Source organism: Anaerococcus marasmi (genome assembly GCF_900290195.1).
Lineage (GTDB): Bacteria > Bacillota > Clostridia > Tissierellales > Peptoniphilaceae > Anaerococcus > Anaerococcus marasmi.
In genome coordinates, this window is the sequence record NZ_OLMF01000004.1 from 758,108 (window position 1) to 782,287 (window position 24,180).

Genomic DNA, 24,180 nt, shown 5'->3' on the forward strand with positions numbered 1-24,180 from the left:
TCTCGTCGCTTCCCTATATAAGCTCTGTCGAGGTCGCGGAATGAGGAAATTTCTAATAAAAAATTATATGGTAGGAGATGTCTCGACTACGCTCGACATAAGGGGTAAGAAAACGGAGTTTTCTCTCCCCTTCTATTATTTAGAAGCAAGCCCGTCCGGCTCAAGAAGGACTGTCGAAACCTCGTGCAATTAAATATATTATAAGAACATCAAACATAAGTTGATAACATAGTCAAAATAGTATCATTTACAAAATATTTTCTTAGGATTTTATCCACCTATAGTAAATAATTGTTTATTAACTATCCCACTTGGGTATTATTTTTACTAGTAAGAAAGAATAATAATTTAAGGAGTTTTTATGAAAATTCAAGATAGATATGATTTGTATATTAATGGCGAATGGATTAAGCCAGCATCAGGCGAGTATATTGATGCGATAAATCCTGCTACAGGTGAGAAAATTGCTGAGTTTGCTACTGCAAACAATGAAGATGTAGATAGGGCGATTTCCGCTGCTAGGGCATGTTTTGAAGGAGAATACGGATCTTTCTCTAAGGAAGAACGTGCAAGCCTCCTATTTAAGATAGCCGATAGGATCGAGGAAAACTTAGAAGACCTTGCCACAATCGAGACTATGGATAACGGTAAGGCAATTCGTGAGACTAAGACAGTTGACCTTCCTTGGGTTGTAGATCATTTTAGATATTTCGCTTCCCTCTTAAGAGCTGATGAAGATGAAATTTCTAAGCTAGACGGAAGATTTGTTTCAATTAGAAAAAGAGAGCCACTTGGAGTTGTAGCTCAAATGATTCCTTGGAACTTCCCACTTCTTATGGCTGCCTGGAAGCTTGCGCCAGCTATAGCCGGAGGAAACACTATAGTAATCTCCCCTTCTTCAAATACATCTATAGGTCTACTTGAGATGATCAGAAGAATCGAAGACCTCCTTCCAAAGGGACTTATCAATGTTGTAAGTGGTAGGGGTTCTGTTACTGGGGAATACCTCCAACACCACAAGGGCGTGGATAAGCTTGCCTTTACAGGTTCTACAAGTGTTGGCCGCCATATTGGTATTTCTGCAGCAGAAAACTTGATTCCTTCAACACTCGAGCTTGGTGGAAAGTCAGCTCATATCATCTTTGACGATGCCGATATAGAAAAGGCCCTAGAAGGTGCGCAAGTTGGAATCCTATTCAATCAAGGAGAAGTTTGCTCAGCAGGATCTAGACTCTTTATTCAAGAAGGAATCTACGATGAATTTGTAGAAAAACTTGTTAAAGCCTTCGAAAATGTAAAAGTAGGCAACCCTCTAGAAGAAGGCACACAAATGGGTGCTCTAAGAGATGAGAAGAGAATCCCAGTTATAGAAGAATTCATCAAAAAAGCAAGAGATGCTGGAGCAAAAGTTCTTACAGGTGGTAAGAGACTTACAGAAAATGGCCTAGATAAGGGAGCCTTTTTCGCACCTACTATCCTTGCCGACGTTCCAGAAGATAATGATGCTTACAGAGAAGAGATTTTTGGACCAGTTGTTGTAATAAAGAAATTCAAGGACGAGGACGATGTTATTAGAATGGCTAATGACTCCCACTACGGCCTTGGTGGAGGAATCTACTCCAACGACCTATATAGGATAATGGATGTTTCAAATAGACTCAAAACCGGAAGAATTTGGGTTAACACCTACAACCAATTCCCAGCAGGCGCACCATTTGGTGGCTACAAGGATTCTGGTATAGGTAGGGAAACAGATAAGCTTGCCCTCGATGCCTACAGCCAAGTTAAAAATATCATCATAGATTCTTCCAAAGAAAAATTGGGTTTCTATTAAAATACTGAAATTAAAATACGCATGTTAAAAGCCAACCCTTTATTAGATTTGCTCAGAGGGTAGGCAAAGTAGATTTGATTGAAACTTATCCTATCGTGAAGCTACCCTTATCTCGACTAAGCGAGCGAAGCGAACGCATGGAGAGATCTCATTAGATTTCTCCACTCACTACGTACTCTGACTCGTTACTTAGTAACTTTTCCGTGCTTTCGCACTAGTCAGAGGGGTAAATAGCCAATTCAATGGCTATTTACCTGGTCGAAATAAGGGCGATTTTTACTTTTGTCTACAGTTTAAGCCAACCCCTTAGTGGATTGGCTTTTACTTTTAGAATGAAACTTTAAATATCAAGGCTATGACGCAAAGTATAATAGCAATTGGTGTATAGATATATTTTCCAATCTTGTACCAGCTATCACCGTATTTTTTAGAAGACCCTTGATTGATCTCACCTATTAGCTTATCCTTAGCCAATACATAAAACCAAGTCACAGCTCCTATAGAAGCTCCAATTGGAATGATGTAGATTGAGATTATGTCCATAAATGGTCCCCATTGGCTAATCATTTCCATATTGACTCCCAAGCCAAAAACGAAAATTCCAATTAAGACTAGGGCGATATTTCTTTTTATCTTTGGATACCTGTTCATAAGCGACTCTGCTACTACTTCAAACATATTTTGTAGGGATGAAATACCTGCAAGGATCACCGCAAGATATAAGATTATTGCAAATAATCTACCTAAGAACATATCTTGTAGGATGGTTGGTAAGACTTGGAACAATAAACCTGGCCCTCCCGCCTGATCCATCTTGTAGACCATTATAGCAGGGATTATAACGCAGGATGATAATAAGGCCGCTATAGTATCTAGAAGACCAGTCATTTTTGATGAAGATACAATATCTTCGTCCTTGCTTAGGTAGGCTCCACAAACTATCATTCCAGACCCTGTTACAGAAAGGGAGAAAAAGGCCTGGCCCATTGCTTGGACTATGGTATTTATATTAAGAGCATCACTGTCATATCTAAACATATATTTGTAACCTTCGATTGCCCCATCTAGAGTTAAAATCTTAATTGCCAAAATAACAAAAAGAACAAAGAAAGTAGGCATCATGAACTTATTAGATTTCTCTATCGTCCTAGCCCCTCCTATACAGGTAATTAATGTTAGCACAATAATGGCAAGGTGAAATCCAACTACTGAGTAAGGATTTTGGGAGAAGCTATCAAACCAAGTCGCTGTATCAGCTTCCATCAATGATCCAGTAAGAGAATCGATTAAGGCCTTACTTATATAAGAAACAATTACAGCATAGCCTACTGCTATAAGCAAGGAACCCAATAGAGGGATAAATCCTATATATTTTCCTATAAGGGTATCCTTATTCTTACTTTTAAAAGATTTATAATAAGCACCCAAGGTTCCAGTCCCTGCAAGTCTACCAACAGCAAACTCACTAGATAGTCCAACATAGGAGAAAATAACTATAAATACCAAATAAGCTAGGAAAAATACTAGACCTCCTTGCTGGAACTTGTAAGGAAAACCCCAGACGTTTGCCATGCCGACAGCAGAACCAACCGCTGTCAATATAAAACCAATTTTTGAATTAAATTTATTCATATAAACTCCTTAACTTTAATATGTCTATATCGCTTTAAAGTATGTTAGTATTATATCCCAAACTTTATATAAGTAAAGTTTTTTCTAAAATTTCCATTTAAAAAATCCCCGAGGGGATTTTACATTATTATTGTCAAAAGACAAATCACTATAACAAGTGGTGTATAGAGATACTTTCCTATCCTATACCAACTCCCACCATATCTTCTAGTAGAACCTAGGTTGATCTCTTCTATTAGAGTCTTCTTGTCCAGAACATAAAACCAAGTTATAGCACCAATCATAGCCCCTATAGGAATGATGTAGATTGATATAATATCCATAAAAGGACCCCACTGGCTTATTTTTTCTATATTCATACCTACTAGAAATACCAAGGTCGCTATTGCTATTAGGACAATTTTTCTATCCAATTTTTTAAATACATAAGTCACTGACTCTACTACTACCTCAAACATTATTTGAAGTGAAGAAATACCTGCAAATAATACAGCAAGATAGAGGATGATTGAAAAGAACCTTCCTCCTTCTATATTTTGTAGGATGGTAGGTAAAACTTGGAACAAGAGCCCCGGACCTCCTGCCTGATCCATAGAGAAAACTATGACAGAAGGAATCATCACAAAGGCAGCAACCATTGCAGCTATTGTATCGAGAAGTCCTGTCATCTTAGATGAATATATTATATCCTCGTCCTTGTGAAGATAGGCCCCACAGATCATCATAGCAGAGCCTGTAATAGATAAGGAAAAGAAGGCCTGACCCATGGCTGATACTACATTTCCAGTACTTATCATCGACCTATCCATCCTAAACATATACTTATAACCTTCGATAGCGTTTGGTAGGCTGATGATCTTGATAGCAATAACAATAAAAAGGATGAAAAAGGCTGGCATCATAAATTTACTTGATTTCTCTAAAGTTTTGGCAGAACCAAGACAGTTAATCAAGGTCAAAATAATTACTAAAAGATGATAAGGCCAAACTGAAAAGTCCCTTTCAGATAAGTCCCTGTACCAACTTCCTACATCAACATTCATCAAAGTCCCAGTAGCAGAATCAACCAAGGCCTTGAAAATATAGGCAACTACAACTGCATAACCAATTGTAAGAAGTATAAGGCCAATAAGAGGAAAAATTGATATGGCTCGTCCAAGCCTAGGGCTTTTTCCCTTGCTTTCAAAGGCCTTCTCGTAAGATCCGATAGTGCCTGCCTCAGCAATTCTTCCTATAGCAAACTCACTTGAAAGCCCTACATAGGAAAAAAGACCTATAAAGAAGATATAGATTAAGAGGAAAAAAAGTCCCCCTTCCTGGAGCTTGTAAGGAAAGCCCCACACATTGGCCATACCAACAGCAGATCCCACCGCCGTTAGTATAAAGCCAAGTCTAGAATTAAATTTGTTCATATTATTCCTTTCTATAAATAAGCTAGTAAAAGTAAAGATTAAACAAAATCTCTACCCATTAATGCCTATGGCTTAATAATCATTAAGAGATCTCTCGACTGCGCTCGAGACTAGGGTATGTAAGAAAACGAAGTTTTCTAAAATTATTAGAACTCCATTCGGCCTTCTTTTGACCTTTGTTTCTACAAAACAAAGGTCACTACACTATTTGTCTATAAGACAAACAGTAGCCCAACAGGAGGGCGACCTTATTTCGACTGAACGAAGTGAATGGAGAAATCTAATTGTATTAAAGATATCAGAATATAATCGTGTATACATTTATATAATAGTTAAACAACGAATACGCCATCTCGAAGGAGGTACGACTGAGAGATCTACAGTCTATGATGACATGTAGATATAAAATTTCAAGTTATCTACTAGAATACCTGACTAACAAAGTCTCAGACCATACACGTCCCAAGGTTCTGTAGACCTCTCACCTAAAGTTCGAGGTGGAGGAATTGGGAATTTTTAATAAAATATATTATATAGTAAGAGATATCTCGACTTACGCTCGACATAAGGAGAACTTGATGAGATATCTCGACTACGCTCGATATAAGGGCAATGTGGGAAAGCTAGCTTTCCTACCCCTTCCCTTGCTTCGACCAACGTGGAGAAGCCTCTAGCTTTTACCAATATCAAAACAGAAAAGTATAACCTTGAGATAAACTTAAACAGGATTTACGCCATCTCTAATGGAATTGTCACAGTAAGCATAGCTAACTGATGAAACCGTGCCGGGCGGTCGGGCTTCGATTTGGAAAAAATCGAATTAGTGGGACTTATTTGAAAAATAAGTTCCAAGAACTCGAAGAGTTCAAAATCGAGGCTTTGCGAGGCGAAGTCCTCCTAGAGCCGGACGGGCTAGTCTCTGAGCCCGAAAACTACCGTCGACAGAGCGCAGCGACGAGAGGTCTAAAGTCTATGATGGCATGTGCATTATAAAGATTAACCTATCTACGAGAATACCTATCTAACAAAGTCTCAGACCATACATGTCCCATAGTTCTGTAGACCTCTCACATAAAGTTCGATCTACTGTAGATTATAGTTTTCTATATTAAGAGATATCTCGACTACGCTCGAGATAAGGGAATGTAAGAAAACGAAGTTTTCTAAAATTATTAGAACGCCATTCGGCCTTCTTTTGACCTTTGTTTCTACAAAACAAAGGTCACTACACTATTTGTCTTTCAGACAAACAGTGGCCCAACAGGAGGGCGACCTTATTTCGACCGAACGAAGTGAATGGAGAAATCTCATGAGAAATAGTAAAAGTATAATTCTTTTAGTCCCAGTATTATAGCTAGATACAGCCACCTCGACAGAGCGCAGCGACGAGAGGTCTCCAGTCTAAGATGACATGTAGATATAAAAGTTCAAGTTATCTACGCAGACACCTAAATATCCAAATCTCCAACCAAACATGTCCCAAGGTTCTGTAGACCTCTCGTCGCTTCCACGTGGAAGCTCTGTCGAGGTGGATAACTGGAAAAATACCCTCTCGCCAATTATTATACATAAACTGTAGTTATGAGATGTCTCGACTTAAGCCATCCATAAGGCTAGAGGGAAACTCTTATTTATATTTTTCCTGCAAGCTTTGTACTAGCTTATCATCTTCGAAGTAGTTGATGCCCATGGCTTTTTTTACTTCTTCGACCTTTTCTCTTCCAGCTTCTCTTGCTTTTGCTGTTCCTTCTTCTAGGATTTTAAATACTTTTTCTAGGTCTTTTTCGTATTCGGCACGTCTTTTTCTAATTGGCTCTAGTTCATCTTCTAGGACCTTGATTAGGAATTTCTTTACCTTGACATCTCCCAGACCTCCCCTTCTGTAATGGTCTTTGAGGGCGTCTAGGTTTTCGTAATCTGGAAGGAATTCCTTAAAGTGCTCAGGTTTTGAGAATACATCTAGGTAGGTAAAGACGATATTTCCTTCAACCTTACCTGGATCTTCTATATTGATATGGTTAGGGTCTGTGTACATGCTCATTACCTTTTTTTTGACAGTTTTTTTGTCATCTGCTAGATAGATTGCATTTCCCAAGGATTTACTCATCTTAGCCCCTCCATCGATTCCTGGCATACGTCTTGCGATTTTCGCTTCTGGAAGAACTGCCTTAGGTTCTACGAAAGTCTCTCCATAGATGTGGTTGAAGCTTCTAGCAATCTCTCTTGCTTGCTCAAGCATTGGCTCTTGATCTTCTCCTACTGGAACTATATTAGCATCAAAAAGAAGGATATCAGCGGCTTGGCTTACAGGATATATTAGAAATCCTGCTGGTAGGGATGTTTCGAAGTCCCTTAGTTTAATTTCTGACTTAACTGTTGGATTTCTCTCAAGTCTTGATAGGGTTACTAGATTTAGGAAGTAGAAGGTAAGCTCTGTTAGCTCTGAGACTTGAGATTGGACGAAGAATGTGACCTTTTCTGGATCAAGTCCCACACTTAGATAGTCTAGGGCTACTTCAATGAGATTTTCCCTGATTTTTCCAGGGTTGTCGAAGTTATCTGTGAGGGCTTGACTGTCTGCGATCATGATATACATCCTATCGTAATTACCCTCATTTTGCATAACGACTCTGTTTTTTAAGCTTCCTACGTAGTGTCCTAGGTGAAGTCTGCCTGTTGGTCTGTCACCTGTTAGTATTATATCTTTCAAAATTCCTCCTTATTTTAAAAAAACGGGCCTGCCCTATGAAAGCGCCCCATCAGAGAACTTCCTATAATTCTCTGACAGGATGCAGCTATCATTTTATAAACAGTCCCGATTATTTATCAGCAAGGAAAGCATCTATAAAGCCTTGGATGTCTCCATCCATCACAGCTTCCACATTTCCCATCTCAAATCCCGTCCTGTGGTCTTTGACCATGGTATAAGGTTGGAAAACATAGGATCTGATTTGACTTCCCCAAGCAATTTGGGAATAGCTTCCTTGTATGTCTTCGATTTTTTCTCTTTGCTCTTCTTCTTTGATCTGAACAAGCTTACTTTTCAAAAGATTCATTGCTGTCTGTCTATTTTGGATTTGGCTACGCTCTGCCTGACTTGTCGCAACTACTCCAGTTGGTATGTGGGTGATTCTTACGGCAGAGTCGGTCTTGTTTACGTGCTGACCTCCTGCTCCACTTGCCCTGTAGGTATCTATTCTTAGGTCTGATGGGTCGATATCAAGTTCTATATTATCATCAAGCTCTGGGAATACATCCACAGATGCAAAGGAAGTATGTCTTCTGGATTGGCTGTCGAAAGGGGAAATCCTCACAAGTCTGTGGACTCCCTTCTCCGCCCTAAGATATCCGTAAGCATAAGGACCAGTAACATGCATGGTGGCTGACTTGATTCCACCTGCTTCTTCATTGTTTAAATCTTTGATCTCATACTTAAAGCCGATGCTGTCGAAGTATCTCTTATACATCCTAAAGAGCATATCCGCCCAGTCTGTAGCCTCAAGCCCACCTGCACCTGCATTGATTGATATATAGGCATTGTTCTTGTCATATTCCCCATCAAGTTGGGTCCTAAGCTTCATCTGAGTGGCAAGCTTATTAAGCTTTTTTAGGGAATCTTCGACTTCTTCTATTGTATCTGTCTCTTTCTCTTCGCTCATCTCCACAAGATCAAGCATATCGGTATTGTCTACTATTCCACTTTCAAGCTTCTTGTAGTCAGCAAGTTCATCTTTTTTATTTGATAGGTCCGCCATTATCTTTTGGGCCTTATCAGAATCATTCCAGAAATCAGGGCTAGCAGATTGTTTCTCGAGTTCTTTTATCTCTTTTTCCAAGCTAGCTGGGTCAAAGAGAGTCTCCGATTAGTTTTAGTTTTTGGCTTAGATCTTCTATATCAGATCTTAATTCAAATATTTCCTTCATATTATTTCTTTATATTACCCTTTTTAGCTTCACGTTCGAGTCTTCTGCGTTCTGCTCTATTAAGACCTTCCAAGTCTTCTTCCTCTTGGTCTTCTAGGCGTTCTTCGCTAGGTCTTAGGACTTGTTTCCTTTCAATGTTTTGTCTGATCTCAACGCTTAGCATGTACTTAACAGTGTCTTCTTGGATTGATCTTGTCATATCTTCATACATGTCGAAACCTTCGTTAGTGTAGGCTCTTACTGGGTCTTCTTGTCCCATAGCTCTTACACCGATTTCTTTTCTCATTTGATCCATAGCATCGATATGATCCATCCATTTTTGATCTATTACCCTAAGTAGGATTACCCTTTCTACCTCTCTCATATTCTCAGATCCGAAGGTCGCTTCCTTGTCTTCGTATTTGGCAAGAGTCGCATCTGTAATATAATCGATTAGGTCTTGTTGGCTGTAAGAGTTGATGTTTTCGAAGTGAAGGCTCTTTACAGGCATAGCAAGTCCATGGAGATAGTTTAGTAGGGCTGTCATCTCCCAGTTTTCTGGTTTGATCTCTGGGTTAGTAAAGGTGTAAACAGCATTTGCTATTACATCTTTCATCATTGCTACAATAGTCTCTTTCATATCTTGACCAAAGAGAACTTCTCTTCTTTCGTTGTAGATGATAGTTCTTTGCTTGTTCATAACATCGTCATATTGGAGGACTCTTTTTCTTGTAGCGAAGTTGTTAGCTTCAACCCTTGTTTGGGCACGTTCTACAGACTTAGATACCATCCTAGAAACTATTGGCTCATTTTCGTCATAGTTGTATTTTTCAACAAACTTAGCCACTGCTTCCCCACCATTAAGTCTAATTAGATCATCTTCAAGTGATATGAAGAATCTTGACTTACCTGGGTCTCCTTGACGTCCTGAACGACCTCTAAGCTGGTTATCTATACGACGAGATTCATGTCTTTCTGAACCTATGATATAAAGTCCGCCCGCTTCCTTAACCTTCTCAGCTTCAGCCTTGATTTCAGGTCTAAAGACATCCTTGTAGTGTCTATATTTCTTTCTAGCATCAAGGACAGCTTGGTCGGTAGTTTCTGCAAATGAATCTACTTGTTCAAGCACATCCTCTGCCACACCCTCTCTTTTTAGCTTAGTCATAGCCATATGGTCCACGTTACCACCGAGCATAATATCTGTACCACGTCCTGCCATGTTGGTTGCGATAGTAACTTGGTTTAATCTACCAGCTTGGGCAACAATATCAGCCTCTCTCTCGTGGTTTTTCGCATTGAGGACTGTATGAGAAATACCAGCCTTTCTTAGGGCATTGGACAATCTCTCACTTGCTTCTATAGAGATAGTACCTACAAGTATTGGTTGACCTGTAGCGTGCACCTTGTTAATCTCATCTATAATTGCGTTAAACTTACCTGTTTCGTTGATATATACATAGTCTACATCATCTTGTCTTTGAATAGGTCTGTTGGTTGGGATTTCAACAACGTCAAGCTTGTAGATTTCGCTAAACTCGTCTTCTTCTGTCATAGCTGTACCTGTCATACCAGATAGCTTGTCATACATCCTAAAGTAGTTTTGGAAGGTAATTGTAGCAAGAGTCTTGCTTTCTGCCTTAACCTCAACTCCTTCTTTGGCCTCTATGGCTTGGTGAAGACCATCTGAGAATCTCCTACCTTGCATGATACGACCAGTAAACTCATCTACGATTTCAACCTCGCCGTGATTTACTACATAGTCGATATCTCTTGTCATAGTAGTATTTGCCTTTAGGGCATTGTTGATATAGTGGGCAAGCTCGATATTATCAGTATCGGATAAGTTTTCTATGCCAAAGAACTTCTCTGCCTTGGCAGTTCCCTTTTCTGTAAGGTTGGATGATTTTCTCTTCTCATCTACTAGGAAATCAACATCTTCTACCTTAAACTCCCTGTCGAATGGGTCGATATCAGCATCCTCATTAGGATCAAGGATTCTTCCTTCTAGGGTTTGGATAAACTCATTTGCCTTAACGTAAGTATCTGTAGACTCATCTCCTTGGCCAGAAATAATAAGTGGAGTTCTAGCCTCATCGATTAAGATTGAGTCGACCTCGTCAACTATTGCATAGTGAAGGTCTCTTTGAACCATATCGTCCTTGTAGATTACCATGTTATCTCTTAGATAATCGAAACCAAATTGGTTGTTAGTTCCGTAAGTGATGTCTGCAAGGTAATTCTTTCTTCTTTCAGAATTAGTTAGACCATAAACAATACATCCTACAGTAAGACCGAGGAAGGTATGTACCTTACCCATCCACTCTTGGTCACGCTTAGCTAGGTAGTCGTTTACTGTAACTACATGGACTCCCCTACCAGTTAGGGCATTAAGATAAGAAGGAAGGGTTGCAACAAGTGTCTTACCTTCACCTGTCTTCATCTCTGCGATCTGTCCATTGTGAAGAACAATACCACCTAAGAGTTGGACAGGATAGTGCTTCATTCCAAGAACTCTAGAACTTGCTTCTCTAACAACAGCAAAAGCCTCAACCAAAAGGTCATCAACAGTCTCGCCTTGGCTTAGTCTTTGCTTAAATTCACTAGTTTTGTTTTGTAATTGTACATCTGTCAGTTTTTGCATTGATTCATCTAGGGCAAGAATTTGATCGACAAGTTTCATATTTTGATCAATTTCTTTTTGGCTAAATGACTTAAAAAAATTAAATAATGCCAAATTATTCACTCTCCAATTCTCCTACGAAAGCAAATTATGTAGCTTCCTATAGGTTTTTCTATATCTTAAAGCATAAATGTGATTTATCAAATGTTTACACTTCAAATATTCGCTCCTACTACTATACCAGTTAATTTCGATAAAAAAATACTTCTTTGACATTTTTCACAAAATTTAAATACACTATTAATTATAAGGAAATTATAGATGAAAATAGGTAAAAACAAGAAGAGATGTCTCGACTTCACTCTACGGTAGGTGTATTAAATAGATCTCTCGACTTACGCTCGAGATAAGGGATTGAAAGAAAACGAAGTTTTCTCTCTCCTTCTCCCTTACCTCGACCGCAGCGGAGACTAACTATCGGAAGTCAAGTCGAAAATTAAAAAAATTAACAAATTAAAATTCATAAAAAGTTGAATAAAAACTTAATTTATTCATCAAGAATTGACTTCCGTTAGGTTAAATAACGAATTATTGGCATGACAAATAAGCTATCGTTTTTGATAGCTTAAAATTTTCTTTAAATTTCATATCTTTTTAGGACGTTTGGCTTACAAATTTCTGATTTCTATTTAGAAGGTGAAATATTACTCTAGTTAATTTCCTGGCTACGTGTGTCAGGGCTACGTAATGGTGTTTACCTTCATTTTTCTTTTTCTCATAGTAAATCCTAAATGTTTCGTCATTTTGGCATATTAAAAATGCGGCTATGAATAGAGCATCTCTTAAGTATGAACTACCTCTTTTGCTCATACTACTATAGTTTGAATGCATTGTTCCTGATTGACTGATTGATGGATCTAGACCTGCATAAGCCAATAGTTTACTTGGATTTTCAAATTTTTCTATGTTTCCAATCTCAGCTATTAGACTAGGGCCTATCTCTATTCCTACACCAGGTATACTCATTATTGGACTATCTAAACAATCTAAGAGAGGCTTAATTTCCTCATTAACTTCTTTGATTTGTTTACATAAGAATTCCAAGGATTTAATATCTTGAACTAATCTAAAAGATACAGCAGATGAATCAATCCCTATTGACCTTCTTGCAGCATTCCTAATCTCTATTGCCTTGTCTTTAGAGTGACTTCCTTTAGAAGCTTTTTTAATTATGTTGCTTAACCTTGTTAAGTTTGCCTTAGCAATCTTATCTGCAGATGGATATTCTTTTAATACCTCTAGAGTGTATTTACAAAATACATCATTGCAGATGCTACTTAATTCAGGAAATACTAAATCTAAGTGGCTTACAATAGCATTCTTTAACTTAACCCTATCACTTTTTAAAGAAGATTTGTATCTAGTTAGTGACTTAAGTTCGTAATTATGATACAATTCATTGTGAGTAGGATTAGAGTCAGTAGCTCTTAGAAGCTTTGCAATGAAGAAAGCATCAACCTTATCGGTTTTTGTATTTCTAAAACTATCAGCCTTTCTGTAAAGACTAGTTTGATAAGGGTTAAAGAAATGAATGTTAAAATTCAAATCTAGTAGAAATCTTGAAAGATTGAGATGATAGTGACCGGTGGATTCTAATCCTATTCTAATTTTATCCTTATCAAAATCAGAAAGTTTTTTTAGTAAAAAATCAAAACCATCTCTTGAATTCTTAATTTCAAAATGACACCCTTTATCAAAATTATCCTCAACAGCAAGATAGCAGTTATGCTTAAATTTAGAAACATCAATACCCAAATAGATCATAGAAAACTCCTTTAAAATTATTGTTGTGCTTCCACATAAGTTATGTCTCGTATCCTTGTACAATAAATCGTCTAGCGATATCTAACTAATTAACAAAAAAACATAGTTATGTGGTTGTAGTCTCCGCGAAATAGTCAAAGCTATAGAGATCTCACACATTCCACAACACTATGTTTAATGTATAGTATTCCATTGTTTTTTCCATAGAATGACTATAGTTATATGATACAAGAGGTCTCCCGAGAAATAGTGAAAGTATAATTCTTTTAAGCCTAGAATTAAAGCAAGCTATACTATTACCGCCATCTCGACAGAGCAAATGAAATGAGCGACGAGAGATCTACAGTCTAAGATGACGCATAAATATAAAAGTCAAAGTTATTTACGTAAATAAATAACTACCACACTCTCCAACCAAACATGTCCCAAAGTTCTGTAGACCTTTCACCTAAAGTTCGAGGTGGAGGAATTGGGAATTTTTAATAAAAAATACATTATATGGTAAGAGATATCTCGACTTCACTCTACGGTAGGTATATTAAATAGATCTCTCGACTTACGCTCGAGATAAGGGATAGGAGAATATACGCTTGAGATAAGGGATTGAAAGAAAACGAAGTTTTCTCTCTCCTTCCCTTGCTTCGACCAAGGTGGAGAAGCCTCCCACTTTTACCAATATCAAAACAGAAAAGTATAACCTTGAGATAAACTTAAACAGGATTTACGCCATCTCTAATGGAGTTGTCACAGTGAGCATAGCGAACTGATGAAAATCCTTAATCGAGGATTTGCGAGGCGAAGTTTAGCTGAGCCCGCAAACTACCGTCGAACGAATGTGAGAGATCTACAGTTTAAGATGACACGTAAATATTAAAGTCAAAGTTATCTACGTAAATACATAACTAACAAAGTCCAAAGAGATGTCTCGACTTCGCTCGACATAAGGGGAACGTGATGAGATCTCTCGACTACGCTCGAGATAAGGGTGGGTAGGGAAGCTAAATATCACAAAAGAAAATCCCTCAAGAAAAGAAGGCCCCTAGGGGCCTTCCTTCCATCTATAAGTTTTATAATGTATAAGTTATCTTCTATATATTATTTAAGCCTAGGAATGATTTGTCCGTAGTCTCCTTTTCTTCTCTTGTATACTACTCTTACGTCTGCATCTTCACTGTCTAGATATACGAAGAAATTGTGGTCTAGAAGTTCCATTTGTAGGATTGCTTCCTCGGCTGACATTGGCTTAACGTGGATTTCCTTTACTCTTTTGATGTTTATATTATCATCGTTTTCCTCTTGTTCATAAGGCTCTAGATTTTCGAACTTTATGCTTTCTCCGCTTTGCCTATCTCTCATAAGTTTTGTCTTATTCTTCCTTATTTGGCGGAGCAGACCGTCGATATTTCTATCGATTGCTGTTGGATAAGTTTCATCACTGGTTTCAGATCTTAGGATTCTACCATTATCTAGGAAGGCTGTAGTTTCAACTACGAAGTCATTTCCTTCTTTGGCAAACCTAACATCCATTTCTTGTTGGTCATGGAAGTATTTATCTAGCCTATCAAATTTCTTTATAGATTCATTTCTGATATCGTCTGTTAGTGTAAAATTCTTGGCTATTAAATTTAATTTCATAATACCCTCCTATTGTCTTTTTATTATTTTACCCATAATTACAATTAATAAACGTTTTCTTAGAATAATTAATCACTTTTTTTATGATTTCTATCCTTAATATTACTAATAATAGTGTTTGATATTTTTAATAAAGTATAATGAAGAAAGATATGTAAAGGAGTAAGAATGAAAGATACAAAATTAAGAGATATCTTAGACTATGAATTCTTATCTAGCCTAGATATTTCAGATGATTATAGAAAAATTTCCTACAAGAAGACTATAGGAAATTATAAGGAAAATAGATACGATAGCAATTTATGGATTTATGATACCGAAACTAAGGAGAACTATCAGATTACTGATGACAACAAGTCACAAATTTCTACCTTTAACAAGGATTCTAATATTGTCTACAAGAAAGAATCCACAGACGAGTCTGATATTTTCTATGTAAAAGACGGTACGGGTCTAGGACATAAGTACTTTGCTATTGACAAGGATGTCGATATGATAAAACACTTAGGAGATGACCTTTTTCTCCTAAAGGCTAAGGATAAAATAAGTAAGGAAGATAAGGAAAAGGATAAGGAAGACTCCTACTTTAAGGAAATCGACAAGCTACCTTTTTACCTAAATGGCGCTGGCTTTATTAAAGACAGGGACTCTGCCCTATATTTTTATGATAGAGAAAATGATAAGCTTGAATTGATTAAAGACCTTAAGGCAAAGGATAATCTATACTTTGTCGATATAAATGAGGATAATAGCAAAATCCTTCTCCTTGGGGGTAATTACACAGATAATTCTGTAATGGAGCTTAAGGAAGACCTCCTTCTTCTCGATACAAAATCAGGGGAAACAACTCTTCTAATAGAGAACGAATTCTCCTACTATACTGCGAGATTTATCGAAGATAGGATAATCTTTGTGGCAAGTAATATGAAAAAGGGCGGGGTCAATGAAGATTGTTTTATTTATTCATGTGACTTTGAGGGAGCTTATGAAAAAATAAGCCCAGACGATTTCGATATGGCCTTTGGTAATTCTATAGGTACTGATGCAAGATTCGGCTCATCTAAGACCTTCGCTGTAAAGGACGACAGGCTATATTTTGTAGTTACTGACTGTGAGAAGTCCAAACTTTTATCTATTAGTCATGCTGGTGATATCAGAGAAGAAATCTTAGAAGGCGTTGAAGACTTCGTCCTAGCAGATAATGATATATACTACCTTGCTATGGGAGCTAGTAGTCTATCTGAGCTTAAGAAAAAGTCTACAGGTGAAACTCTTATAACAAACAAAGTGCCAACAGAAGTCCTCCCTATTGAGACTTTTGACTTCATATCAAATGGAGACGAACTTACCGGATACGTCCTCCTACCAAAAGACTTCGATAAGAATAAGAAATATCCAACCCTTCTTTCTGTCCATGGTGGACCAAAGACAGAGTTTTCTGACATCTTCCACCACGAGCACCAAATGTTTGCAGCAGCAGGCTACATGGTAATCTACACCAACCCACACGGATCAAGCGGTAGAGGGGTCAAGTTCTCCGACATCCGTGGTAGATACGGAGATATCGACTACGATGACCTCATGACCTTTACCGACCTTGCCATAGAAAAATACCCACAAATTGATACAGACAAAATGGGAGTCTATGGAGGAAGTTACGGTGGATTTATGACAAATTGGATCATAGGTCACACCGACCGTTTCTCGGCAGCTTGTAGCCAAAGATCTATCTCAAACTGGACAAGCTTTTATGGAGTATCAGATATTGGATATTACTTCGCTCCTGATCAGACAGCAAGCGATATGTGGGACAATCTAGATAAAATGTGGGACCAATCTCCAATCAAATACGCCCCAAAGGTCACAACTCCGACCTTATTCATCCACTCTGACGAAGACTACAGATGTCCACTAGAGCAAGGGCTTCAAATGTATACTAGAATCAAGGAAAATGGCACAGATACTAAGATGTATATCTTCCATGGCGAAAATCACGAACTATCTCGATCTGGAAAACCAAAGGGCAGGATCAAGAGACTAGAATCGATCAAAGAGTGGTTTGATAAGTATCTCAAAGATGAGTCAAAATAAGCCTAAGACAAAAAAGTTTTTCCTAAATCTAATAAACAGGGTAGCAAATCATGACATAATGACCTACTCTGCAGGTCTATCCTTCTACCTCTTACAAGCATCCATACCACTTATGATGGTTCTCGTAAGTGTACTGTCCTACTTTATATCAGGTAGAGAGGATATCATATATAGATTTTTGGACTTTTTACCCAATACAACAATAGAGCTAATAGCGGAAGTGATAGATATCCTACTTATCTCCTCCCAATCTCCAACAGTAACCACCTTGACGATACTTTTTGCCCTATGGTCTGCGACAAGTGGTATCAACAAGCTAGTAAATGCGATAAATCATGCCTATGGACTCCACAAACAAAAACAAGCCATCAAACAAAGACTAATGAGCGTAATCTTTACCCTCATCTTTATAATTTTGATAGTCTTTATGTTGATATTTCAAATATATGGAACTAGTATATTGAAAATATTTAATGCCCATATCATAGGCAAACTCAACATCCACTTGGGCACAAATATCCAAAAAGCCCTAGATATGATATCATCGCCAATATTTAAGCTAATAACCTTTGTCCTTCCCTTTCTCATAATGGCCATAGCTGTCGGAGTATTCTACAGATACTCCCCTTCCAAGGCCAACAACAGAATAAGCGTCAAGGAAGCCTTCTGTGGAGGATTATTTGCAACAGTCGCCATATTTATAGCAAGCTTTATCTATTCCTACTTCGTAAACAACTTCTCCAACCAATCGCTTGTCTACGGAGCACTTGCAGGAATCCTTGCCCTATTTATCTGGCTACTAATGGTATCAACCATTCTAATCCTAGGAGCAGAATGTATAGCAGCCTACAGGGAAGGATACAAGGAAGACTATTTTGACAAAAACACCAATGCAAAAGAGAAATCTTCCCTTAAGGATAAAATAATCAAATTGATAAGGAAAAATAAGAATGAAAAATGAAATGCGAAGATTCTTCCTAAACCTCCGTCGTGAGATGGGAAAGGAAAAAATCGAGGAATATTCAGAGAAAATCTACCAAAACCTAATAAAAACCGACCTTTACAAAAATGCAAACACAATCTTTGTCTATGTATCGATGGATAAAGAAATAAATACAGAAAAAATCATCCGAAAATCCCTAGAAGACGGCAAGGAAATCTACGTGCCTTTCATAGAAGGAAAAGAAATGAAGGCAAAAAAACTAGAAAAATACGAAGACCTAGTAGAGGGAAAATTCAAAATAAAAACCACAAGATCAGATATCTCAATAGAAAACCCAGACCTAAGCCTAATCCCAGGACTCACTTTCGACAAAAGCAAACATAGGATAGGCTACGGAGGAGGCTACTACGACAAGTTCCTAGAAAAGAGCAAAACAACAAGCCTAGGCCTATTCATGAGCCCCTTCGAATCAATAGAAATCCCAACAGAAGAATACGACATGGCCCTGGACTATATACTTACAGAAGAAGGATTGTTCTAAGAAAGATATCAAAGGAGATGTCTATACTAGGCTTGACAGTAGGTAATTTAAATAGATCTCTCGACATGCTCGAGACTAGGGTAAGGTGGGAAAGCTAGCTTTCCTTCTTTTTTCCCTTATTTCGACTGAACGAAGTGAATGGAGAAATCTCTTAAGAAATAGTAAAATAATAATTCTTTCAGGACCAGAATTGTAGTAATTCTCACAATTACCGCCACCTCGACAGAGCGTAGCGACGAGAGGTCTACAGTCTATAATGACACGTGGATACAAAAGTTCAAGTTATCTACGAAATCCAAAGAGATATCTCGATTTGCGCTCGATCTAAGGGGGAAGAAAACGAAGTTTTCTCTCCTTTTCCCTTGCTTCGAAGAAAGCCCGTCCGGCTAATAGAGGACTGGAGAAGCCTCCCGAGTAGAAGTAAAATCATAATTATTTTAAAACTCATAATTAAATCAAAACTACAATTACTGCCATCTCGACAGAGCGAATGGAATGAGCGACGAGAGATCTCCAGTCTATGATGACACTTGGATATAAAAGTACAAGTTATCTACGTAAATAACTAATTAACCAGATCTCCAACCAAACACGTCCCGAAGTTCCGTAGACCTCTCGTCGCTTCCCAGTGGAAGCTCTGTCGAGGTGGCAGAATAAGGAAACTTCTAATAAAAAGGAAACTATATTGTAAGAGATGTCTCGACTACGCTCGACACTAGGGAAGGGGGGGGAAAGCTTGCTTTCCTTCTTTTTCCTTATTTCGACTGAACGAAGTGAATGGAGAAATCTCACACAGTTACCAATATCAAAACAACAAAGTACATATCTTGAGGTAGACTTAAACAGAAATTACCGCCATCTCGAACGTATGTGAGAGATCTACAGTCTAAGATGACATTTAGATATAAAGGTTCATCTTATCTACGTAAATAAGAAAATAACAAAATCCATAGAGATGTCTCGACTACGCTCGACATAAGGGTAATGTGAATGAGATATATCGACTTCGGTCTAGATAAGTCCATAAAAAAACAAATCCCTTTATCTCAATCTTCCTATCCCCCCCTTTTTTTATTTCATTTTTATTTGACAAGTTCCAAAAGCCCATGTATAATTTGAATCAAGAAAACAAACTATGATAAGAAAAGTAGATTTGATGGACCTACACAGAGAGGCTATGGTTGGTGAGAATAGTCTAGAAAAGTCGAATTGAAAATGGCCTTTGAGTTTCTTGCCCGATATTTAAGGCAAGACGTGTTCGCACGTTATAGCGATAGGGTATGTTTGTACCCGATGAGTTATTAATCGCAAGATTAATATAAATTAAGGTGGTAACACGAGCTTTAAGCTTCGTCCTTTGGGGACGGAGCTTTTTTTGATATAAGGATACATAGTTAAATTTTCTAATGGCGCCAAATTGTTAACCTGTCCCTTCCTATATACCAAATATATTATGCATGGTATAAAATTATTAGAAAATATTAAAGAGGTAAATTAATATGTCAAAAAGATTTTTAACTGTTGGATCATTACTAAGAAACGAAGAACTACTAAAATACAAGAGAGAAATTGAAGGAAGAGAAGATATCACCTATCCTTTCTACGACGACCTTCCAGGTTACAAGGAATGTGAAGATAAGTCGGTAGCAGAGATTGTCGAAAAAGAACTCGACCACGGGCTCGTTCAAGTAACAGATGGTGAATATTCTAAGTCCCTCTGGCACCTTGACTTCGTTTGGGGACTAGATGGATGCGAGAGATTCATCAACAAGACTGGATATTTCTTCAGAGAAAAAGATTCTGATGAGAAGTTTGAGACAAGAAAAGATATTGGGATTAAAATCACCGGCAAGATTTCTGGCAAAAACCACGTCTTTATCGACCATTTCAAAAGATTAAAGGACCTTGTCGATGGAAGAGCTGAGGTTAAACAATGCATCCCTTCCCCATCTCATATCTATGGCGAGTTAACAAACTTTGGATTTGTGGAAGAGTCTTCTTACTACAAGTCAGAAGAAGACTTCATCAAGGATTTAATCCAAGCCTACAAGGAATTCCTAAACGACTACAAAAACGCTGGTGGAGAAATTATCCAATTTGATGACTGTCTTTGGGAACAATTCGCAAAGGAAAACAAGGAAAACCAATACGATAACAACCAAACTGACCTTGATAAGGACCTAGCCCTTGCCCAAAAATACATCGACATCAACAACGAACTAATCGATTACGGTCACGAGCATGGCCTTACAGTCTACACCCACAACTGTAGAGGTAACTACTCATCTAGAAACTTCTCAGATGGAACATATGAATCAATCGCCGACCTATTTTTCAAAAATCTAAAATACGATAGGTTCTACCTAGAATGGGACGACGAAAGAGCTGGATCAGTTAAGGCACTCGAAGCCTTCAACAACAGAGACAACGTAGAAATCGTCCTAGGCTTTCTATCAAGCAAGACCAACACCCTAGACGATGAGAAAAGAGCCATTAACCTTCTAGAAGAAGCTAGCAAAATCATCGACAAAGACAGACTCTACCTCTCCCACCAATGTGGTTTCGCTTCATGTGACTGTGGAAACGAGCTTACAGAAGAAGAACAATGGGCCAAAATCGATCAAGGACACAGGATTGCAGAAGAATTCTGGGGTGAATAATGACAGATACTTCCAAGCTATTAAGAGAACTAAAAGATAAGAAGTGGATAAGCCTAAGTCATGTCGTAACAAGTGACATCCCCCACTTCGAGGCCTTTAACGAACTAAGAACTAAAGACATAGCTACAATAGATGAAGACGGATTTTGGGGTAACGAAATTACAATAGGAAGCCAATACGGCACCCACATCGACGCCCCAAACCACTTCGCCAAAGGCACAAGAGATCTCCTCCAAATCCCCTTTGCCGAAAGATTCCTTCCCCTATATGTAATAGATATCTCTAATAAAGTAGGAGAAAACCCTGACTACGAGATCACAAAAGAAGACATCCAAGAATTCGAAAAAGAAAATGGAAAGATCGAAGCTAAGTCCTTCGTAGCCCTAAGGACCGACTGGTCCAAGAAGTTTGGCGACAAAGACGCCTTCATAAACAAGGACGATAAAGGAATCGAGCATACTCCTGGCTGGTCCCTAGAAGCCTTACAGTTCCTAAACGAAGAAAGAAACGTCACAGCCATAGGCCACGAAACCCTAAACACCGACTCAGGCCTCAAACTCTACGAAAACAAGGCCCTAGAAGCAGAATACTACTGGCTAAGCCAAGACAAATACCAAGTTGAAGTCCTAACAAATCTAGACAAACTCCCACAAACAGGAGCAATAATAACAATCTCCTACCCACAAATATCAGAAGTCTCAGGATTTTCCGCAGAAGTTAACGCAATATACTAAACAATTACAAACATTTAATATCTCCTACAAGGCCCGGCAAAGCCCGGGCTTTTCATGTGGGGAAAAATGAAAAGAAAAAATACATATGACTCCACTAAGCTAGAAGTTATATAAATTATATGAGATCTCTCGACTACGCTCGAGATAAGGGGTAAGAAAACGAAGTTTTCTCTCCTCTTCCCTTACCTCGACCGAAGCGGAGAGGTCTCCCGAGAAATAGTAAAAGAATAATTCTTTTAAACCTAGAATTATAGCAAGCTATACTATTACCGCCATCTCGAACGAATGTGAGAGATCTACAGTCTATGAAGACATGTAGATATAAAAGTTCAAGTTATCTACGTGAATACCTAAATAACATATTCTAAAACCATACACGTCCCAAGGTTCTGTATACCTCTCGTCGCTTCCTTGTGGAAGCTCTGTCGAGGTGGGGAAATAAGGAAATTTCTAATAAAAAAGAATTTATATTATAAGAGATGTCTCGACTACGCTCGACACTAGGGTAAGGTGGGAAAGCTAGCTTTCTAAATAATTAGAACGCCATTCGGCCTTCTTTTGCCCTTTGTTCCTACGAAACAAAGGGCACTACACTATTTGTCTTTCAGACAAACAGTGGCCCATCAGGAGGGCAACCTTGCTTCGAAAAAAGCCCGTCCGGCTCATGGAGGACTGGAGAAGCCTCCCGAGTTATAGTAAAATCATAATTATTTTAAATCTTACAATTAAATCAAAATTACAATTAACAGATTGTTATTCAAAACATCATTTCAAGTACATTTTTTCAAGCATATCCCTTATCTTGTTATCTATATTGACAAATAACCCCATCACTGATATCATATATCCATCAGAAAAGTTAGGAGGCAAAATGAAAAAATTATCTATAGAAAAATTGGCAGATACTGTCATTAACAAGAGAAAAGAAAAAGGAATAACTCAAAAAAGTCTTGCTGATACTACTGGTATCAACAGGGCTATGATCAGTCGTTTGGAATCATGCGACTACACACCTTCTATCGACCAGCTTCAAGCCATAGGAGGAGTCTTGGACTTTGAAGTAGTCGATATGTTTGAGGAAGAAACATACGAAAAAGAGATTAAAGCTAACAAGAGCTACAAAATTGCCGTTGCAGGAACTGGATATGTAGGAATATCCATTGCGACTCTCCTATCCCAACACAATGAAGTTACTGCAGTTGATATTGTAGAAGAAAAGGTAGAGAAGATTAATAATAAGATCTCCCCTATCCAGGATGATTATATAGAAAAATATCTCAAAGAAAAGGACTTAAATTTAAGAGCAACCCTAGATGGCGAAGCTGCCTATAAGGATGCAGACTTTGTAGTAATCGCAGCCCCTACTAACTACGATAGCAAGAAGAACTTCTTCGATTGCTCTGCTGTAGAGGATGTAATAGAACTTGTCCTTAAGGTAAACCCAGAAGCTACTATGATTATCAAATCCACCATCCCAGTTGGTTACACTAGAGAGATTAGAGAAAGATATAAGAGTAATAATATTATCTTTAGCCCAGAGTTCCTCCGTGAATCCAAAGCCCTTTATGACAATCTCTATCCTTCAAGAATCATTGTATCCTGTGATGATCAAAGTAGGGACAAGGCAGAAATCTTTGCCTCCCTTCTTACAGAAGGCGCCATCAAAAAGGACATCCCTACCCTCTTTATGGGCTTTACAGAAGCTGAAGCAGTCAAGCTTTTCGCAAACACCTACCTCGCCCTTCGCGTATCCTACTTCAACGAACTTGATACCTACGCTGAAAGCAAGGGACTAAATACAGAAGAGATCATCAACGGAGTATGTCTCGATCCAAGAATCGGCACCCACTACAACAACCCTTCCTTTGGTTATGGTGGATACTGCTTGCCGAAAGATACTAAACAGCTTCTAGCAAACTTCGACAAGGTCCCACAAAACATGATCTCCGCAATTGTCGATTCCAACAGGACCAGAAAGGACTTCATAGCAGATCAAGTTCTAAACATAGCAGGCTACTACGATTACAATTCAGACGACCAGTACCAACCAGAAATGGAAAAAGACTGCGTCATAGGAGTCTACAGACTAACCATGAAGTCAAACTCAGACAACTTCCGCCAATCCTCCATCCAAGGAGTTATGAAAAGAATCAAGGCCAAGGGAGCAAAGGTAATAATCTACGAACCAACCCTAGAAGACGGAGACACCTTCTTCGGATCTTTAGTAGTCAACAACCTAAGCAAATTCAAAAAAATGAGCCAGGCAATAATAGCTAACAGATACGACGACAGCCTGGACGATGTGATAGATAAGGTATATACTAGGGATATATTTAAGAGAGACTAGA

The 24,180-nt window shown here is 38.2% G+C and carries 14 protein-coding genes and 1 other annotated feature; of the genes, 7 read left to right on the plus strand and 7 right to left on the minus strand.

The genetic code is table 11. The features are described from left to right. Positions 1–361 precede the first annotated feature (361 nt). On the plus strand, positions 362–1,834 hold the full coding sequence (locus C7D97_RS03975; RefSeq protein ID WP_105300830.1) for an aldehyde dehydrogenase family protein: 1,473 nt from the start codon (positions 362–364) through the stop codon (positions 1,832–1,834). Positions 1,835–2,161: 327 nt separating this feature from the next. On the opposite strand, the gene C7D97_RS03980 is transcribed toward C7D97_RS03975, so the two are convergent. The 7 genes from C7D97_RS03980 to hpf form a co-directional block, all read right to left on the minus strand. Continuing rightward, the gene (locus C7D97_RS03980) at positions 2,162–3,466 is read right to left on the minus strand and encodes a sodium-dependent transporter (protein ID WP_105300831.1); all 1,305 of its coding nucleotides are present in this window, start codon (positions 3,464–3,466) and stop codon (positions 2,162–2,164) included. Positions 3,467–3,585: 119 nt separating this feature from the next. Next, positions 3,586–4,878 carry a sodium-dependent transporter gene (locus C7D97_RS03985; protein WP_105300832.1) on the minus strand — a complete coding sequence of 431 codons (1,293 nt, stop codon included), beginning with the start codon at positions 4,876–4,878 and terminating at the stop codon, positions 3,586–3,588. Between the two features lie 1,627 nt (positions 4,879–6,505). After that, entirely contained in the window at positions 6,506–7,588 is a 1,083-nt protein-coding gene (gene trpS / locus C7D97_RS03990) for a tryptophan--tRNA ligase (RefSeq protein ID WP_105300833.1), read from the minus strand. Positions 7,589–7,697: 109 nt separating this feature from the next. Beyond that, positions 7,698–8,802, minus strand: a protein-coding gene (prfB, locus tag C7D97_RS03995) for a peptide chain release factor 2 (protein ID WP_105300834.1) whose coding sequence is annotated in 2 segments (ribosomal slippage) — positions 7,698–8,726 and positions 8,728–8,802 — 1,104 coding nt in all. Because the reading frame shifts where the segments join, the coding sequence is not laid out codon by codon here. A gap of 1 nt (position 8,803) precedes the next feature. Then, entirely contained in the window at positions 8,804–11,518 is a 2,715-nt protein-coding gene (gene secA, locus C7D97_RS04000; RefSeq protein WP_105301853.1) for a preprotein translocase subunit SecA, read from the minus strand. A 540-nt stretch (positions 11,519–12,058) separates the two neighbouring features. Beyond that, complete coding sequence (locus tag C7D97_RS04005; RefSeq protein ID WP_105300835.1) at positions 12,059–13,228, minus strand: IS110 family RNA-guided transposase; 1,170 nt, start codon at positions 13,226–13,228, stop codon at positions 12,059–12,061. A gap of 1,095 nt (positions 13,229–14,323) precedes the next feature. Further along, complete coding sequence (gene hpf, locus C7D97_RS04010; RefSeq protein WP_105300836.1) at positions 14,324–14,863, minus strand: ribosome hibernation-promoting factor, HPF/YfiA family; 540 nt, start codon at positions 14,861–14,863, stop codon at positions 14,324–14,326. Between the two features lie 168 nt (positions 14,864–15,031). On the opposite strand from hpf, the gene C7D97_RS04015 reads away from it, so the two are divergent. The 6 genes from C7D97_RS04015 (at position 15,032) to C7D97_RS04040 (ending at position 24,179) form a co-directional block, all read left to right on the plus strand. Then, on the plus strand, positions 15,032–16,954 hold the full coding sequence (locus C7D97_RS04015; RefSeq protein WP_105300837.1) for an alpha/beta hydrolase family protein: 1,923 nt from the start codon (positions 15,032–15,034) through the stop codon (positions 16,952–16,954). After that, a complete protein-coding gene (locus C7D97_RS04020) occupies positions 16,923–17,915 on the plus strand; it encodes a YihY/virulence factor BrkB family protein (protein WP_240308887.1) in 993 nt (330 codons plus the stop codon). Before C7D97_RS04015 ends, C7D97_RS04020 begins: the two co-directional genes overlap by 32 nt. After that, on the plus strand, positions 17,905–18,438 hold the full coding sequence (locus C7D97_RS04025) for a 5-formyltetrahydrofolate cyclo-ligase (RefSeq protein WP_105300838.1): 534 nt from the start codon (positions 17,905–17,907) through the stop codon (positions 18,436–18,438). The genes C7D97_RS04020 and C7D97_RS04025 overlap by 11 nt, the downstream gene beginning before the upstream one ends. A 1,126-nt stretch (positions 18,439–19,564) precedes the next feature. Then, positions 19,565–19,799: a binding site (T-box leader), on the plus strand. Positions 19,800–19,937: 138 nt separating this feature from the next. Further along, a complete protein-coding gene (locus C7D97_RS04030) occupies positions 19,938–21,098 on the plus strand; it encodes a cobalamin-independent methionine synthase II family protein (protein ID WP_105300839.1) in 1,161 nt (386 codons plus the stop codon). Continuing rightward, the gene (locus tag C7D97_RS04035) at positions 21,098–21,832 is read left to right on the plus strand and encodes a cyclase family protein (RefSeq protein ID WP_105300840.1); all 735 of its coding nucleotides are present in this window, start codon (positions 21,098–21,100) and stop codon (positions 21,830–21,832) included. The genes C7D97_RS04030 and C7D97_RS04035 overlap by 1 nt, the downstream gene beginning before the upstream one ends. An 871-nt stretch (positions 21,833–22,703) precedes the next feature. Continuing rightward, positions 22,704–24,179, plus strand: a complete 1,476-nt coding sequence (locus tag C7D97_RS04040; RefSeq protein WP_105300841.1) for a nucleotide sugar dehydrogenase — start codon at positions 22,704–22,706, stop codon at positions 24,177–24,179. Position 24,180: the final 1 nt, after the last annotated feature.

Excerpts from the sequence above, each read along its gene's own strand:
- C7D97_RS04025 (WP_105300838.1), top strand. The coding sequence starts at position 17,905 with ATGAAAAATGAAATGCGAAGATTCTTCCTAAACCTCCGTCGTGAGATG.
- C7D97_RS04030 (WP_105300839.1), top strand. The coding sequence starts at position 19,938 with ATGTCAAAAAGATTTTTAACTGTTGGATCATTACTAAGAAACGAAGAA.
- C7D97_RS04040 (WP_105300841.1), top strand. The coding sequence starts at position 22,704 with ATGAAAAAATTATCTATAGAAAAATTGGCAGATACTGTCATTAACAAG.
- C7D97_RS03985 (WP_105300832.1), bottom strand. The coding sequence starts at position 4,878 with ATGAACAAATTTAATTCTAGACTTGGCTTTATACTAACGGCGGTGGGA.
- C7D97_RS04015 (WP_105300837.1), top strand. The coding sequence starts at position 15,032 with ATGAAAGATACAAAATTAAGAGATATCTTAGACTATGAATTCTTATCT.
- hpf (WP_105300836.1), bottom strand. The coding sequence starts at position 14,863 with ATGAAATTAAATTTAATAGCCAAGAATTTTACACTAACAGACGATATC.
- C7D97_RS03980 (WP_105300831.1), bottom strand. The coding sequence starts at position 3,466 with ATGAATAAATTTAATTCAAAAATTGGTTTTATATTGACAGCGGTTGGT.
- C7D97_RS04035 (WP_105300840.1), top strand. The coding sequence starts at position 21,098 with ATGACAGATACTTCCAAGCTATTAAGAGAACTAAAAGATAAGAAGTGG.
- C7D97_RS04005 (WP_105300835.1), bottom strand. The coding sequence starts at position 13,228 with ATGATCTATTTGGGTATTGATGTTTCTAAATTTAAGCATAACTGCTAT.
- C7D97_RS03975 (WP_105300830.1), top strand. The coding sequence starts at position 362 with ATGAAAATTCAAGATAGATATGATTTGTATATTAATGGCGAATGGATT.